Source organism: Stenotrophomonas sp. ASS1, from assembly GCF_004346925.1.
Lineage (GTDB): Bacteria > Pseudomonadota > Gammaproteobacteria > Xanthomonadales > Xanthomonadaceae > Stenotrophomonas > Stenotrophomonas maltophilia_A.
The window spans coordinates 926,287-942,571 of sequence record NZ_CP031167.1 but is presented as its reverse complement, the minus strand read 5'-3'; the positions used below and the strand labels follow the sequence as shown (position 1 = coordinate 942,571).

At 66.1% G+C, this 16,285-nt stretch carries 7 protein-coding genes, 1 tRNA gene and 1 other RNA gene; 4 read left to right on the top strand and 5 right to left on the bottom strand.

From position 1 onward, the window contains the following. Window positions 1–59: 59 nt before the first annotated feature. From MG068_RS04380 to MG068_RS04370, 3 genes are all read left to right on the top strand, one after another. Window positions 60–152: transfer RNA gene (locus tag MG068_RS04380), tRNA-Ser, on the top strand. A gap of 430 nt (window positions 153–582) precedes the next feature. After that, window positions 583–1,770 carry a DUF3667 domain-containing protein gene (locus MG068_RS04375; protein WP_240792115.1) on the top strand — a complete coding sequence of 396 codons (1,188 nt, stop codon included), beginning with the start codon at window positions 583–585 and terminating at the stop codon, window positions 1,768–1,770. A gap of 75 nt (window positions 1,771–1,845) precedes the next feature. After that, window positions 1,846–2,289 (top strand): GNAT family N-acetyltransferase, encoded by a 444-nt coding sequence (locus tag MG068_RS04370; protein ID WP_049462946.1) that lies wholly within the window; start codon window positions 1,846–1,848, stop codon window positions 2,287–2,289. Between the two features lie 57 nt (window positions 2,290–2,346). Here the strand turns inward: MG068_RS04370 and MG068_RS04365 are convergent, their stop codons facing one another. Continuing rightward, on the bottom strand, window positions 2,347–13,227 hold the full coding sequence (locus MG068_RS04365) for an autotransporter-associated beta strand repeat-containing protein (protein ID WP_132809341.1): 10,881 nt from the start codon (window positions 13,225–13,227) through the stop codon (window positions 2,347–2,349). Between the two features lie 357 nt (window positions 13,228–13,584). Then, window positions 13,585–13,902 (bottom strand): DMT family transporter, encoded by a 318-nt coding sequence (locus MG068_RS04360; protein ID WP_010483859.1) that lies wholly within the window; start codon window positions 13,900–13,902, stop codon window positions 13,585–13,587. 300 nt (window positions 13,903–14,202) lie between these two features. On the opposite strand from MG068_RS04360, the gene ffs reads away from it, so the two are divergent. After that, window positions 14,203–14,299: signal recognition particle sRNA small type (gene ffs / locus MG068_RS04355), an RNA gene on the top strand. A 78-nt stretch (window positions 14,300–14,377) separates the two neighbouring features. Here the strand turns inward: ffs and MG068_RS04350 are convergent. Genes MG068_RS04350 through MG068_RS04340 form a run of 3 tightly spaced genes read right to left on the bottom strand, consistent with a single transcriptional unit; the run spans window position 14,378 to window position 16,280 of the window. Continuing rightward, the gene (locus tag MG068_RS04350) at window positions 14,378–14,767 is read right to left on the bottom strand and encodes a nuclear transport factor 2 family protein (RefSeq protein ID WP_125894644.1); all 390 of its coding nucleotides are present in this window, start codon (window positions 14,765–14,767) and stop codon (window positions 14,378–14,380) included. Beyond that, entirely contained in the window at window positions 14,764–15,531 is a 768-nt protein-coding gene (locus MG068_RS04345) for an MBL fold metallo-hydrolase (protein ID WP_132809339.1), read from the bottom strand. The genes MG068_RS04350 and MG068_RS04345 overlap by 4 nt, the downstream gene beginning before the upstream one ends. After that, window positions 15,531–16,280, bottom strand: coding sequence for a 3-deoxy-D-manno-octulosonic acid kinase (locus MG068_RS04340; protein ID WP_049400634.1), 750 nt, complete (start codon window positions 16,278–16,280; stop codon window positions 15,531–15,533). Before MG068_RS04340 ends, MG068_RS04345 begins: the two co-directional genes overlap by 1 nt. Between the last annotated feature and the right edge of the window lie 5 nt (window positions 16,281–16,285).

Here is a 16,285-nt window from a genome sequence, read left to right as displayed (position 1 = left end):
GCCGCGCGGCCCGCTAGAATCTGCGCCCCTGCTGAGGCGTTTGCCGATGGCAGGGATCCGGAGAGGTGTCCGAGTGGTTGAAGGAGCACGCCTGGAAAGTGTGTAAGCGTCTAAACCGCGCTTCGGGGGTTCGAATCCCCCTCTCTCCGCCAGACAAACGCAAAAGGGCCGCCCACAGGGTGGCCCTTTTGCGTTTGTCTGGCGGATGGGATGGGTGGTGAGAAGCCACGCCGGGGTTCGACGGTTCTGCAGGAGCAGAACCGGACCGCCGCAGGCGGGTCCCGAGGCGCAACGCGCATCGGGATCGGGTGCATGGATGCACACGACAATCCCCCTCTCTCCGCCAGATAACTGAAAAAGGCTGCCCCCAGGGGCGGCCTTTTTCAGTTATCTGGCGCGGGACGCGAAGTGCGCTGCGCGCGCTTCGCCCCAAACGTTGCTGCGCAACCTTTGGGCCCCTCCCTTTGCCGGCCTCTCCCCGCCCCTGTCGGGGCAGCCCCTCAACAGAGGGGCTTGTTCCTCCAGATCCATCGGTAGATCCACGCCACGCGTGGATGCTTTTGATCGCCTTACACACGCTCGTTGGCACTCCAAAACAAAGCTGAACGAAACCTGAAAATTCGCTATCGTAGACGCCTTCATCCGACGCCTGGCCCATTGCCCATGAGTTCGACCGACAGCGCTCACGCCGACTGCGAGAACTGCAACACCGCCCTGCAGGGCCACTACTGCCATCGCTGCGGGCAATCGGCGCACAACCCGCTCAAGCACGTGGGCCATGCCATCGAAGAAGTGTTCGAATCCTTCTGGCACCTGGACGGGCGCATCTTCCGCACGCTGCGCGATCTCTGGGTTCCCGGCCGCATCACGCAGAACTACCTCAAGGGCCGCCGGGTCGGATACGTGCAGCCTTTGCGGCTGTTCGTCATCCTCACCCTGTTTACGTTCTTCATCGGCAAACTGTTCGTGCACGTCGACGACATCCGCATGGGCGGAGGCGATTCGCTGTATGCCAAGTCCATCACCGTTGAACAGGTCGAGGCCGCACGCGCGAAACAGCTCGCGACGATCGATCGCCAGCAGGCCAACTCACCCGCCACCGGCAACGCCGGCTTCGCCATGGCCAGAGCGGCGGTGAATGCGGCAGCCGCACAGCGCAAAGCCGAGCTCACCGGCACCAGCAAGGAGGTCGCCACGACCGAGCCCGGCACCTTCTTCAACCACACCGTCAACGGCAAACCGTGGGACGCTGACACCAACCCCATCGTGGTGGCCGGCTGGCCCCGGTTCGCCAACAACTGGCTCAACAAGCGCCTGCACAACGGCAACGCCAACATCCAGCGCATGGGGGGCAAGACCGATCTGTACATGCAGGCGATCCTGACCGCATTGCCCGGTGCCCTGTTCTTCCTGATGCCGGTGTTCGCGCTGGTACTGCGCATCGTCTACGTGCCACGGCAGATGGGGTATCTGGAACATCTGGTGGTGGCGCTGTACAGCCACTGCTGGCTGATGATGGTGCTGCTGGCAACCTTCCTCATCGCCGGCATCAGCAGCGCGCTCGCATCCCCCGCCTTCGCCGCCGCCAGCCAATGGCTGTATGCCCTGCTGTGGCTGGCGGTCCCGGTCTATCTGCTGTGGATGCAGCAACGCGTGTATGGCGGCAACAAGGCGCTGACCGTGTTGCGCTACCTTGCCATCGGCGGCGTCTACCTGTTCCTGGTGAGCTTCGTGGTGATGTATGCGGTGCTGGCGGGAATCTCGGCCTGAGGGATACACGCACGGCATCCGGCCCATGAATCCACGTGTAGCGTGGATCTACTGACGATCGTCTATCGTGGGCCCATGAACCTCCGCCTCTACCGACCCGCAGATGCCAGCGCCTGCCTGTCGATTTTCGACAGCAACGTGCCAACCTACTTCGCGCCCGAAGAGCGCAGCGACTTTGAACGCTTCCTGCGTGAGCAGGCCATGGACTGCGCCTTCCAGGTGATCGAGCGCGACCACCGCATCGTGGCCTGTGGCGGCCTGTCGCGACGCGGCGATGGTAGTGCCGGTTTCTGCTGGGGCATGGTGCAGCGCGCGCTGCACCGGCATGGACTGGGCCGCGAACTGGCGCTGGCGCGCCTGCGCCAGGCCGAAGTGGATCCCTCGATCAATCGCGTCACGCTCAGTACCAGCCAACACACCCAAGGCTTCTATTCCGGTCTCGGCTTCCAGGTGACACGTGTGGTGCGCGATGGCCACGGTGCCGGGATCGACGCCGTGGAAATGGAGCGGGAGCTCTAGCGCTCCCGCCCCGGTCCCATCCACGCCCGCCGTGGTTCTACCGCTGGCCCGCTCCCCTCAGAAGCCCACTCGCAGGTTGATCTGCCCGCCGACGTCGCGGCGACCGTCGCCGTGCTGGCCCTGCACGAACATCGACAGCTGGCTGTTTCGGCCGAGCCCAACCGCCACGCCCAGCTGGCTGACCAGCGCGTTGCGTGCCATCACCGCGCTGTACACATCGAACGCATTGCCGCCGACCGCGAAGCGGTTGCGGCTGGCCACGTCGGTGTCACCCGAAGCATGCTGCCAGCCGAGGCCGACCGTCAGCTGTGCCGGGAAGCGCTCGCCGCTGCCCACGTCCCAGCGGCCCCGCACGCCCACGGTGCTGACATTGAGCGTGTCCTTGCCGCCTTCCAGCGCCAGCGCAGCAGTGCCGCCCTGCTCCACCGCGCGATCACTGTCGACCCAGTGCTTGGTGAACTGCACATACGGCTGCAGCTGGGTCCTGCCGTGGGTCCAGGTCCAGCTGCCTTCCACCTGGGCGATGGTCACATCCGAGTCCTGGCGGCTGTACAGGGTCTGGCCCAGCAGCGGCACCTCACGCGTGGTGCGCGTGCGGTAGTCGCCGCGCGACACGCTGCCACCGACCGCAACGCCGTTGTTCCATTGACCCTGCGCATACAGGCCGAAGGTGTTGCCACGCAGGCGGGCGCGCGAGCTGCGATCGTACAGGCGCGTATCCAGCCGTTCGTTGCCGGCCGCTGCACCCAGCACCACGTGCTCGCCCAGCTGCCAGTCCACGCCGGCCATCAGCGCATTGCGGTTGGAGCGGATGTCGTCGCCGTTGCCATCACCATCCTGCCTGAACACCTTGCCGCTGCCGGCCAGCCAGGCCGAGGCACGCTCACCGCGCACGGTCGGCAGCTCACTGCCCAGACGCTGGCGGATACCCTCTTCCAGGTAATTGTCGTACAACAGCACCGCACGGCTGGCCGCATGCACTTCACCGGACAGCTGGTCGAAGGCCGCGCGCGCGGTACCCGCGTCATACATCAGCAGCGTGTTGTACAGGCCCAGCGCCGGACCACTCTGCGGCAGGCTGTCCAGCGCTGCGGCGGTGTTGTACTGGTTGCGCGTCTTCGCCGCCGTGGTGAAGGCTGCGGTCTGCGCCACATCGATCTGCAGATTGGCCGTGTTCGCCGTGTAGACCGGGGTGATGGTCAGGAAGGCCGACGGCGTCTTCGCCGAAGCGAACTGCCCGCTCACGCCACCGCCCGCATTGACCACGGTGTACTGCTGGCCCTGCTGGTAGCTGGTGCTCGGCGAGATGGTATTCACCTGCACGCTGCTGCCACCCACGTTGGCACTGCCACCCACCTGCACCGTGTCGCTGCCGGTGGCCCCCAGATCGATGCCCAGCGTGCTGCCCGGCGACAAGGTCAGGTTGCCACCCACCGTGATCGTGCCGGTGCCATTGCCCGCACCGCTGCCATTGCCTGGGCCATTACCCGGCGACAGCACGCCGCCACTGGATACCGTCACGCCACCACCGGTACCCCCGATGGTGCCGGTGCCGGACAGCGTGGTACCGCTGCCGATGGTCCACTGGCCGCCGATGTTGCCGGTGACATTCAGGCCACCGCCGGTGACCTGGCCGGTACCGCTGAAACCACCACTGTTGCCGCCAAGGTTCAGGCCCCCCGGACCGGCCTGCACGATGCTGCCACCTCCGCTGATGGTGCCACCCAGCGTGGTGCTGCCACCGGTGTTGATGATCAGCCCACCGTTGTTGGTGATGTTGCCGGTGATCGAGCCACTGGCGCCGCCATTGCCAACCTGCACGGTGCCACCGGCGTTGATGGTGGTGCCGCCGGTGTAGGTGTTGTTGCCGGTCAGGGTGATGGTGCCAGCACCGGCCTGGGTCAGGCCACCGCTGCCGCTGATGGTGCCACCGATGGTGGTGTTGCCACCGACGTTGAACACCAGGCTGCCGTTGTTGCTGACGTTGCCGGCAATCGATCCGCTCGCGCCGCCGTTGCCGACCTGCAGCGTGCCGCCGGTGTTGATGGTGGTGCCGCCGGTATAGGTGTTGTTGCCGCCCAGGATCAGCGTGCCGCTGCCGGCCTGGGTCAGGCCACCGCTGCCGCTGATGGCGCCGCCGACGGTGGTGTTGCCACCCACGTTGAAGATCAGGCTGCCGTTGTTGGTGACGCTGCCGCCAATCGCACCGGTCGCGCCGCCATTGCCCACCTGCAGGGTGCCACCGGCAGTGATGGTGGTCGGGCCGGTGTAGGTGTTGTTGCCGGTCACGGTCAGTGTGCCGCTGCCGGCCTGGGTCAGGCCACCGCTGCCGCTGATGGTGCCGCCCAGCGTGGTGTTGCCCGCGACGTTGGACACAAGCGTGCCGTTGTTGGTGATGTCGCCGACGATCGAGCCGGTCGCACCACCATTGCCCAGCTGCAGCGTGCCGCCGGCATTGATGGTGGTACCGCCGGTGTAGGTGTTGGTGCCGGTCAGCACCAGCGAGCCACTGCCCGCCTGGGTCAGGCCACCCGTACCACTGATGGTGCCGCCCAGCAGGGTGTTGCCCGCGACGTTGGAGATCAGCGAACCATTGTTGGTGATGTCGCCAGCGATCGAACCGGTCGCTCCACCATTGCCCACCTGCAGCGTGCCACCGGTATTGATGATGGTGCCGCCGGTGTAGGTGTTGTTGCCGACCAGGGTCAGTACGCCGGCACCGGCCTGGGTCAGGCCACCGCTGCCACTGATCGCGCCGCCAACCGTAGTGTTGCCCGCCACGTCGAACACCAGGCTGCCGTTGTTGGCGACGTTGCCGGTGATCGCACCGGTCGCACCGCCATTGCCGACCTGCAGCGTGCCACCGGCATTGATGGTGGTACCGCCGGTGTAGGTGTTGTTGCCGGTCAGCACCAGTGTGCCAGCGCCGGCCTGGGTCAGGCCACCGCTGCCGCTGATGGTGCCGCCCAGCGTGGTGTTGCCCGCCACGTTGGACACCAGCGCGCCGTTGTTGGTGATGTCGCCGACGATCGCGCCGGTCGCACCACCGTTGCCCACCTGCAACGTGCCGCCGGCATTGATGGTGGTACCGCCGGTATAGGTGTTGTTGCCGGTCAGCACCAGCGTGCCGCTGCCGGCCTGGGTCAGGCCACCGCTACCGCTGACCACACCGCCCACGGTTGCGGTGCTGCCCAGGTTGTAGATCAGGCTGCCGTTGTTGGTGATGTCGCCCACCACCGAACCGGAGCTGCCACCGTTGCCGAGCTGCAGCGTGCTGCCACCATTGATGGTGGTGCCACCGGTATAGACGTTGTCGCCGCTCAGGGTCAGCGTGCCGGTGCCGCTCTGCACCAGGCCACCGGTGCCACTGAGCACACCGCCGAAGGTGGTGCTGCCGTTGTTGCCGCCGGTGGTCAGGGTCGCACCGCCCAGCACCACGCTGGATCCGGTTACGCCGGCCAGGCCTCCGATGCTCTGGTTGCCACCGGCACTGATGTCCAGCGTACCGGCACCGGCCAGGTTCACCGTGCTCGCACCCGACAGGCTGCCACCGGCCGCCACCGCCAGCGTGCCGCTGTTGATGGTGGTGTTACCGGTGTAGGTGCTGGCACCGCCCAGGGTGACCGTTGCTGCGCCATCCTTGAGCAGGCCGCCAGCGCCGCTGATCGGGCCGTTCAAGGTCAGCGCGTTGCTGCCGGCAAGGGTCAGCGTGCCACTGGCCAGCTGCACGGTATTGGCCAGCGTCAGCGCGCTGGTGCCGTCCAGGCTGGCATTGCCGCCCACGGTCAGCGTGCCGGTTCCCAGTGCATTGTTGTTACCCAAGGCAAGGCCACCGGCGTTGAGTGCCACGCCACCGCTGAAGGTATTGCTGCCGGTCAGGCCCTGGATGCCTGCACCATTCTTCACCAGGCCACCGGTACCGGTAATGTCACCAGCGAAGGTCGTGTTTCCTACGCCATTGAGGGTCAGCGTGCTGCCGCCGAGCGCAACCGTACTGCCGGTAACACCCGCCAGTGATCCGATGCTCTGCGCACCACCGGCAGAAATATCGAACGCTGTTCCGGCGTTGGCCAGTGTCACCGCGCCATTCGCTGCCAGACTTCCTCCGGCGCCAATCGCCAGCGTGCCCGCATTGATGGTGGTGCCACCAGTGAAGGTATTGGCACCGGTCAGGGTCTGGGTGCCGGTGCCTTCCTTGATCAGCCCACCGGTGCCCCCCACCGAACCACTGAACGTGCCATTGACGGGACCACCAATGGTCAAGGTGTTGCCGCCCAGGTTCACCGTGCCGTTGCCGATCAGGGTACCGAACTGCTGCGTGCCGCTGCCCGCCGACAGATCGAAGGTCGCACCACTGGCCAGGTTGACGATGCCACTGGCATTCAAGCTCGCGCCGGCACCCAATGCCAACGTACCGGCATTGATGAAGGTGCCACCGGTATAGGTATTGGCACCGTTCAAGGTCAGCGTTGCCGCGCCCTCCTTGGTCAGCGAGCCGGTGCCACTCAGGCTGCCGTTGAGGGTGAGGTTGTTGCTGCCGAGTACGGTCAGCCCGGCGTTGAGGACGAAGTTGTTGGCCAACGTCACCGCAGTGTTCGAATCGAGCGTACCGTTGCCACCCACCGTTACCGCCCCGGTGCCCAGCGCAGCATCGTTGCCGACCACCAGGCCGCCTGCATTGAGCGTTACACCGCCACTGAAGGTGCTGGCGCCGTTGAGGGTCTGCACGCCTGCGCCGCTCTTGACGAGGCCACCATTGCCGGTGATCGCACCGTTGAACGTGCTGTCTACCGTGCCGCCCAGGGTCAGCGCACTGCCCCCCAGCGCCACGGTGCTGCCGGCCACACCGGCAAGCGAACCGATGCTCTGGTTGCCCGCAGAGATATCGAGGGTACCGGTACCTGCCAGGTTCACCGCGCCGGTCGAGGCCAGGCTGCCGCCGGCGCCGATCGCCAGCGTGCCGCTGTTGATGGTGGTGCCTCCGGTGTAGGTATTCGCACCGGTCAGGGTCACGGTGGCCGCACCATTCTTGATCAGTCCACCGGTACCGGAAACCATGCCGCCCAAGGTCAGTGCATTGCTGCCGAGCAGGTTGAGGTTGGCACCTGATGCCAGCGTGATGTTGTTGGCCAGGTTGGCCGCGGTCGAAGCATCCAGCGTAGCGCTGGCCCCCACCGTCAGCGCACCGCTGCCGAGCGCGGCGCTGTTGCCGACCACCAGGCCACCGCCGTTGAGCGCCAGGCCGCCGTTGAACAGGTTGGCGCCGCCCAGCGTGAGGGTGCCGGTGCCGTTCTTGACCAGGCCACCGGTGCCGAAAATCGCGCCGTCGAACACGCTGTTGCCGTTGCCGCCGAGGATCAGCGACTGCGCGCCCAGAGTGACCGTGGAGCCGGTCACCCCGGCCAACGAACCAATGGTCTGGCTGGCACCGGACGTCGAGATGTCGAAGCCGGTTCCCGCTGCGGTAAGTGTCACTGCACCGGTGGCCGCCAGGCTGCCGCCCGGACCGATCGCCAGTGTGCCGGCATTGATGAAGGTGCCGCCGGTGTAGGTGTTGGCACCGGTCAACGTCTCGATGCCCGCACCGACCTTGGTCAGGCCACCCGTACCTGCGATAGAGCCACTGAAGGTGCCATTGGTCGCCCCGCCGACTTCGATCGAATTGGCGCCCAGGTTGACCGTACCGTTGCCGACCAGGGTGCCGAACACCTGCGTGCCACTGCCGGCCGACAGATCCAGCGTCGCGCCGGTGGCAAGGTTCACGGTACCGCTCGCCGCCAGGCTGGCACCGGCACCCAGCGCCAGTGTGCCGGCGTTGATGTTGGTACCACCGGTATAGGAGTTGATACCGTTCAAGGTCAGCGTTGCGCCACCATCCTTGGTCAGGCTGCCGGTACCGGAAATCACCCCGTTGAGCGTCAGCGCATTGGTGCCCAGTACGGTCAGGCCTGCGTTGAGCGCGATGTTGTTGGTCAGTGCTGCCAGGCCGGTGGTGTCCAGCGTGGCGACCCCGCCGACGGTAAGCGCGCCAGAGCCCAGCGCCGCGTCATTGCCGAGCACCAGCCCGCCTGCGTTGAGCGTCACGCCGCCGCCAAACGTGTTGGCACCGGACAATGTCTGCACGCCTGCACCCACTTTCACCAGGCCGCCGCCGCCACTGATCACGCCATCGAACGCAGCGTTGCTGGCGGTTCCGAACGTCAATGAGTTTCCGCCCAGCGCCAGCGTGCTTCCGCCCGCACCGTTGAGCGCGCCGATGGTCTGGCTGCTGCCGGCACCGGAGATATCGAAGCCAGCGCCTGCGCCCAGCGTGACATCACCCGCCGCGGCAAGGCTGCCACCTGTTCCCAGTGCCAGCGTACCGGCGTTGATGGTGGTACCGCCGGTATAGGTGTTGGCACCGGACAGCGTCAGCGTGGTGGCACCGTTCTTGATCAGGCTGCCGTTGCCATCGATCACACCCGACAGCGTCAGCGCATTGCTACCCGGCAATGTCAGTGCGACACCCGAGCCCAGCGTGACCGCATTGCCGAGCGTCGCTGCAGCACCCGCATCCAGCGTGGTGCTGGCATTCACCGCCAGCGTGCCGGAACCGAGTGCGCCGTTCGCGCCAACCACCAGGCCACCACCGTTCAAGGCCAGGCCGCCACCGAAGGTATTGGTGTTGTTGAGCGTCAGCAGGCCTGCACCGTTCTTGATCAGGCTGCCGCTGCCGGCCACCACGCCTGCAAGGGTGAGATCGCTGCTGCCGCCCAGCGTCAGCTGCGTACCCCCACCGAAGTTCACGGCGTTGGCCAGATTCAGTGACGTCGTTCCGTCCAGGCTGACGTTGCCGCCGATGCCCAGCGTGCCCGTGCCCAGCGCCCCCGAATTCCCGAGGATCAGGCCACCTGCATCAAGCGCGACACCGCCACTGAAGGTATTGGCACCGGACAGCGTCTGCACGCCAGCACCGACCTTGATCAGCCCACCGCTGCCATCGATGACGCCGGCAAAGCTGCCATTGCTGGCGCCACCGAAAGTAAGGGTCTGCGTGCCCAATGCCACATGGCTGCCTGCCACGCCGTTCAACGCGCCAATGGTCTGCCCGGCACCCGCTGCGGAGATGTCCAGCGTCGCGCCGGCACCGGCGAGGTCCACCGCACCGATGGCGGCAAGACTGCCACCCGCGCCGAGTGCCAGCGTACCTGCGTTGACCGTGGCGCCACCGAGGAAGGTATTGGCACCGGACAAGGTCAGCGTCGAGGCGCCGTCCTTGATCAGGCCACCGGCACCACTCACCACACCGCTCAGAGTGAGATTGCTGCTGCCCGGCAGGGTCAGCGTATTGGCGCCCAGGTTCACTGCATTGACCAGCGAAACCGGGGCGCTCGCATCCAGAGAAACATTGCCGCCGATGTTCAGTGCACCGGTACCCAACGCACCGTTGGCGCCGACCGACAGACCGCCCGCATTCAGCGTCAGACCACCACTGAAGGTGTTGCTGTTGTTCAACGACAGCACGCCAGTGCCGGTCTTGATCAGGCCACCGGTGCCGGTGATCAGTCCGCCCAGAGCAACATTCTCATTGCTGGTCAGGCTCAGCTGCGCACCGGCATCGAGATCGATGGCATTGCCCAGGTTCAATGCCACCGTACTGCCCAGGGTCGCGTTCGCGCCCACGGCAAGCAGCCCGGTTCCCAGCGCGCCAGCGTTGCCCAGCATCAGGCCACCGCCGTTGAGCGTCAGCCCACCGGCGAAGTTGTTGGCGCCGTTGAGCGTGAGCGTGCTGGCGCCGTTCTTGACCAGGCCACCGGCTCCGGAAACCACCCCGCCAAGCGTGATCGCCTGCGAACCCGGCAGCGACAACACGGCCCCACTGCCCAGAGTGACATTGTTGACCAGGTTCAACGCCGTGCTGCCATCGAGCGATGCATTGCCACCCACGCTCAATGCGCCCGTCCCGAGTGCACCGCTGTTGCCCAGCAGCAGGCTGCCGGCATTGAGGTTCAGGCCGCCGCTGAATGCATTGGTGCCGTTCAAGGTCAGCAGCGAGGCACCGTTCTTGGTCAGGCTGCCGGTGCCGGTGATGTTGCCGCCCAGGGTGAGGTTCTGGCTACCCGGCAGCGTCAGCACCGCGCCAAGGTTGATGGCATTGCCCAGATTCAGTGCTGCGGTTGCGTCGAGCGTGCCATTGCCGCTGACCGTCAACGCGCCGGTACCGAGTGCACTGCCGTTGCCCAGCAACAGGCCACCGGCCGCCAGGTTCAGGCCACCACTGAAGGTATTGGCGCCGCTGAGCGTCTGCGTGCCCGTTCCCTGCTTGACCAGGCCACCGGTACCGCCGATCACGCCGCCGAATGCCTGGTTGGTGGCATCACCGAAGGTGAGCGTGCTGCCGCCCAGCGAGAGGATGCTGCCTGCCGCACCGGACAGCGCACCGATGGTCTGGTTGCCGCCGAGCGAGATGTCCAGTTCGGCGCCGGCCCCCGCCAGGCTCACCGCCCCGGTGGCCGCCAGACTGCCGCCACTGGCCAGTGCCACCTTTCCTGCGTTCACGTTCAGACCGCCGGTGAACGCGTTGGCCCCACCCAGCGTGAGCGTGGAGGCGCCGTTCTTGACCAGGCTGCCGGTACCACCGATCACGCCGCCCAGCGTCAGCGCGTTGGAGCCCAGCACGTTGAGCGAACCACCCACCCCCAGGTTGATGCCGTTGCCCACGGTCAGTGCCGAGCTGGCATCAAGCGTCACCGCGCCACCGACATTCAATGCGCCAGTTCCCAGCGCACCGCCGTTGCCGAGCACCAGTCCTCCAGCCGTGAGCGACAGCCCTCCACCAAACGTGTTGGCGTTGTTGAGGGTCAGGGTGGCCGCGCCGTTCTTGACCAGGCTGCCGGAGCCACCGATCACGCCGTTGAAGGTCAATGCCTGGTTCCCGGACAGATTGAGGATGCTGCCCGCGCCCAGATGGACCGCGTTGGTGAGAGCGAGCGCCCCGGTGCCATCGAGAGACACGTTGCCGCCAACACTAAGTGTTCCAGTACCCAGCGCGCCTGCATTGCCCAGCAGCAGGCCACCGCCGTTGAGCGTGACGCCACCTGTGAAGGTATTGGCGCCCGACAGGGTCTGGGTACCCGTACCGACCTTGACCAGCGCGCCGCCGACACCGCCGATGACGCCGGAGAAGCTGGTGCTGGTGTTCAAGCCACCCAACGTGAGGCTGCGCGCGCCAAGGTTGAGCGCACCGGATCCGGCGAGTGAGCCGATGGTCTGGCTGGCCGCAACCGAGAGATCGAGGTTGGTACCTGCGGTCAGCGAGATCGCACTTGTCGGCGACAGACTGCCACCGGCGCCCAATGCCAGCGCACCACCGGTGACCGCGAAGGAGCCCGTAAGCAGGTTGGCACCATTCAAGGTGAGGGTACCCGGACCCGCCTTGACCAGGTCGCCAGCGCCGGAGATCGAACCATTCAGGCCCAGCGCGTTGCTGCCCAGCAGGTTGAGCGTGCCGCCACCGTTGATGACGAGGTTGTTGCCCAGATTGAAGTTGGCCGAGGTATCCAGCGAAGCGTTGCCACCGACGGTCAGACTGCCGCTGCCGAGCGCACCGGCATTGCCGAGCACCAGGCCGCCAGCATTGAGGTTGACGCCACCGCTGAACAGGTTCGCACCGCCCAGGGTGACGATGCCGGTGTTGTTGACCGTCAGCCCACCGGTACCGGATAGCACGCCACTCAAACCGAAGCCTTGGGCACCGCCCAGGTTCAACCCGCCATTGAGGGTGAAATTGTTGCCCAGCGACAGGCCTGCACCACTGGCCGCGATCGAGCCGCCAGTGACGGTAAACAGGCCGGAACCGAATGCGGCGTTGTTGTTGAAGTTCACCACGCCGCCACCGAGGGTGATCGCGCCCGTGCCCGACCACGGCCCCTGCAGGTTCCAGGTGCCGCTGTTGACGGTGAGCTTCTGGAAGCCGATGTAGTTGGTCCAGCCGATGCTCGACGCAGGCCCGTTGTTACTGGCGTTGTCCTGCAGCACCAGGGTGTTGTTGGCGGCACCGGTGCCGATGCCTGCATCAACCGTGCCCGCCGCTGCGACCTTGACCCCGGTTACGCCGGCGAGCAGGCCTGCAGGTGCGCTACCGCCACCGGTAACCACGGTGGACCCTGCCACGGCAGTGAAAGTATTGCCGCCGGTGGAATCACCCAGATGCACACTGCCCGAGATCGTGCCCGAATTGGTGAACGTATTGCCTGTCGAAGCACCCAGGCCGACACGACCGGTGATGCTGCCACGGTTGGTCACGTTGGCCTGTGCTCCGCCATAGGTCACCACCGACGTCGCATCCGCAAGCTGCCCTATCCCCAGCAGCGACATTCCAATCGAACCATCATTGACCAGCGTGGTGGTCCCACCTGCGGCATTCTGCGCGGTGACCGCCTGGCCGCCGAAACCCAGCAAAGTGCCGATGTTGAAGATGCCCTTGATCTGGCCGCCAGTCTGGTTGTTGACCGTGATCGCGCTGCCACCGGCGGTGTTGTTGCCGACCACCAGGCCGGCCGCGGCCAGGCTGAGACCACCGGTCAGGAACGGATCGATCGTGCCGGCGTTGTTGACCGTGGTGTTGCTGCCGCTCAACGTCACCGCATTGCCGCCCAACAGCAGAGGCACGCTGAACACCGCGCCATTGGCGATGTTCAACGTCAGGCCGCTGGTCGGGTTGACGTAGTTGTTGATGTTAGTGGAGCTGTCGCAGTTGACGGTCGTGGTGCCAGTGCACGCTGCGAAGGCCGAACCACTGGCCAGCGTGGCAGCCAATGCCACCACCAACTGGTGCGCCCGCAATCGCGGCACCCGCCCTGCGCAGACCGCGCTTCCGCCGGGATTCTGAGTGACCTCCGAAGCAACCTGCATTACGCCGAGGGCGCGATTGAAAACCAGACGGTAAATGCGGTTCATCGGTAAATCTCCATGAAAAGACCGGATGGCACTGCAGGCAGGTTTTTTGAAGACAATGCGGCCCACCCCGGCTCCCGACACGGGAACAAGGCCTGGCGTCATTAACTTCTGAAAATCTTCACATCTTCACGCGACCGCACCTGGAAAAGGCAGGTCAACGTGTCCGTCAAGGCGAAAACTCCCCGATTTCGCATGACGAATGGCGGCACTGTGCGGCCGATGGCGCCAGCGGCATGTGAATCACGCTCGTTATTTTCATGACGCACGTCAAATAAAACGGGAGGACAAAATGGTTTTGCCGAAAATGCATATACCTGCAGCAGGCGGAGATTCCTTTCTCCGCCCAACTAAATGCATTCAGCTGCTCGAGAGTTTCATCAGCACCAGGCCGGAAACGATCAGCACCGCCGCACCGATCCGCATCGGGCTGACCTGCTCACCGAGGAAGACGATGCCGACCACGAACGCACCGACCGCGCCGATGCCGGTCCAGATCGTGTAGGCGGTGCCCAGCGGCAGGCTGCGCATGGCCACCGCCAGCAGCCAGAAGCTGGCGATCATGCCGATGATGGTGACCACGGTAGGGGTGAGCTTGGTGAAGCCTTCGGACTGCTTCATGGACACGGCCCAGACGATTTCCAGCAGGCCGGCGAACAACAGATAGATCCAGGCCATGACAGCCCTCCTCTTGGTAGGGCCAGGCCGTCCTGGTCATTGATTCCCGATGTGGGGGAGGTCGTTCCTCCTGGCCGGCATTCTAGCAACGCCGGTCGGCGCGGGGCGTTGCCGGCAGACGCGGGTTACAGCCGATTCAGTGCACGAAGCTGGCGTCGATGTACCTGCCTGCGCTATAGTTGCCGTCTGCCATCGGCCAGCCGATGTGCAGTCCGGCTGTGGTCTCCGGCGCATCGCGCGCTGCTTCCCCTGATCCGTGAACCGGCCGCCCACTGGGCGGCCAACGTCTCTATGGTGGCCCCGTCGGCCCCTCGCGACGCTAGGTCGAAAATCCCGCCAGGGCCGGAAGGCAGCAACGGTATCGATCGACGCGGGCGCCGAGGTCAGCCGGCGGGGCCACCGCCTTTTCCGGCGACGCCCCGCCTCTGGTAGATGCCAGCCTTGGCTGGCGCCCTTCACCGGGCATCGCCCACCACTACCCCGCCGCGGGCGTGCCCTGGTGAAACACCACCCTCCATTCCTGCGCATGCCGTCGCCACAGCGAACTGCGCAACACCCAGCCCTGGGCCTGGCCATCAACGTGATAGCGGCTGCGGTAGCGCACCTGGGCCAGATCCTCGGCCAACAGCCACACCGCGTACTGTTCCGATTCGATCAGCACCTGAGCGCGCTCCAGCGGGATCTCCTGCAACGCCGCATCACGGCCGTAGCATCGCCCGGAACTGCCGATCTCGCTGAAATCCTCGTCCAGAAGTGCCGCCAGTTGCTCGCGATCGGCCCGCACCTGCGGCGCATGCAGCGCGCGTTCCAGCGCCTCCAGCTCGGCAGCCAGCGCCGCGTCGGCGGGCTGGCCAGCACCGCTCACGGCGGATCCTGCACCAGCACGTGCGGTGCAGTGGGGTTGGCCAGCGGCACGCACTGCCCCGGCTGCGCCACACGGTGCCCCCGCGCGGCCAGCGCCTGGCCGTCGGCCGCGCTCGCATAGTGGTAGAGCATCATCCGCGCCTGCAGTTCGGCGCTGTACTCGCGCTCCAGGTCGTCCACGCCGGTGTGCGACGGGTTGCCGTGCAGGCCGCAGTCGTGCGCGATCAGTTCATTGTCGTTGGCGAAGCGGGCCAGCATCTCCGGAATCGGCCGGGTATCGCCGCTCCAGGTCAACGCGCCCTGCAGGCGCAGGCCATAGGCCGTCTCCGGCCAGTGGTGGCGCACCGGGAACACTTCCAGGCGCACACCCTCGTGCCAGAACGCCTCACCGACCACGATCAACTGGAAGGCATCCCAGAAGTTCGCACCGCCCTCGGCCAGCACGTTCGGGTAATCCCCGATGCGCTTGTGCAGCAGCGGCACCACCGTGGCGGGCACGTACAGGCGCACCTTGCCGCGCCGGTGCGCGTTGAAGAAGGTGTCCACGAACAGGCGTTCGAAGCCGGCCACGTGGTCCAGGTGCACATGGGTGACGAACAGCGCCTGCGGCATGTGCCCGTAGTGCGCCTTGAACGCGGTCAGGCCTTCACCACCGCAATCGATGGTCAGCCACGGGCGCCCCTCCCGCTCGATCACCGACATCGGCGACCCCAGCTCGACCGCCGACGCATTGCCGACGCCGAGGAAACGCAACGACCAGTCCATCAGGTGCCCCGGTTCCAGGCCATGTCATAGGCGCGGCGCAGCCGCGCGTAATCCTTCTGCACGTCTTCCATGCTGCGCTCGCCGCGCAGCTTGATCAGCGAGCGCAGCAGGCGCTTGAGATTGCGTTCGCGCCAGGCGGTCGCCGGGATGCGGATCACCCCGCGGTCGAAGTCGATCAACCAGCCGTGGCCGTTGCCGTCGAACAGGATGTTGTGCGCATTGAGGTCGGCATGGTCCAGGCCGGCACGATGGAAGCGGGCAATCAGCCGCCCGGTCTCCTCCCACGGTGCGCCCCGCCCCGCGACCAGCGCGCGGTCGGCCAGCGAACGGACACCCTCGATCCGCTCCATCAGGATCGCAGCCCGGTAGCGCAGGCCCTCGCGCATGTAGAACGCCGCCAGCGGCCGGGGCACCGGCAGCTTTTTCTCGCGCAGCGCGCGCATCAGCCGGAATTCGGCGAAGCTGCGCGTCCGGTCCGCGCCGCGCCAGAGGTACTGGTCATGGCTGATCTTCGCCGCCAGGCCACCGCGCAGGTAGTGGCGCAGCACGCTGGCGCCGAACGGCGCATCGACGAACCAGGCGCTGCCACGACCGCCCTCGCCCACCGGCCGAGCCCTGCTGCCCCAGTGCTGGGGCGAGAACAGGCCGATCTCGGCTTGCCGCAGCCGCTCGCGGTCGAACAGAATGGCCCCGATGCCGCGACCCTCGCGGCATGGCGTCAGCGCTTCATTGGCGTCGAATGCGACCATTTCAT

Coding starts and splice junctions, on each gene's coding strand:
- MG068_RS04360 (WP_010483859.1), bottom strand. CDS start 13,902: ATGGCCTGGATCTATCTGTTGTTCGCCGGCCTGCTGGAAATCGTCTGG.
- MG068_RS04340 (WP_049400634.1), bottom strand. CDS start 16,280: ATGGTCGCATTCGACGCCAATGAAGCGCTGACGCCATGCCGCGAGGGT.
- MG068_RS04365 (WP_132809341.1), bottom strand. CDS start 13,227: ATGAACCGCATTTACCGTCTGGTTTTCAATCGCGCCCTCGGCGTAATG.
- MG068_RS04370 (WP_049462946.1), top strand. CDS start 1,846: ATGAACCTCCGCCTCTACCGACCCGCAGATGCCAGCGCCTGCCTGTCG.
- MG068_RS04345 (WP_132809339.1), bottom strand. CDS start 15,531: ATGGACTGGTCGTTGCGTTTCCTCGGCGTCGGCAATGCGTCGGCGGTC.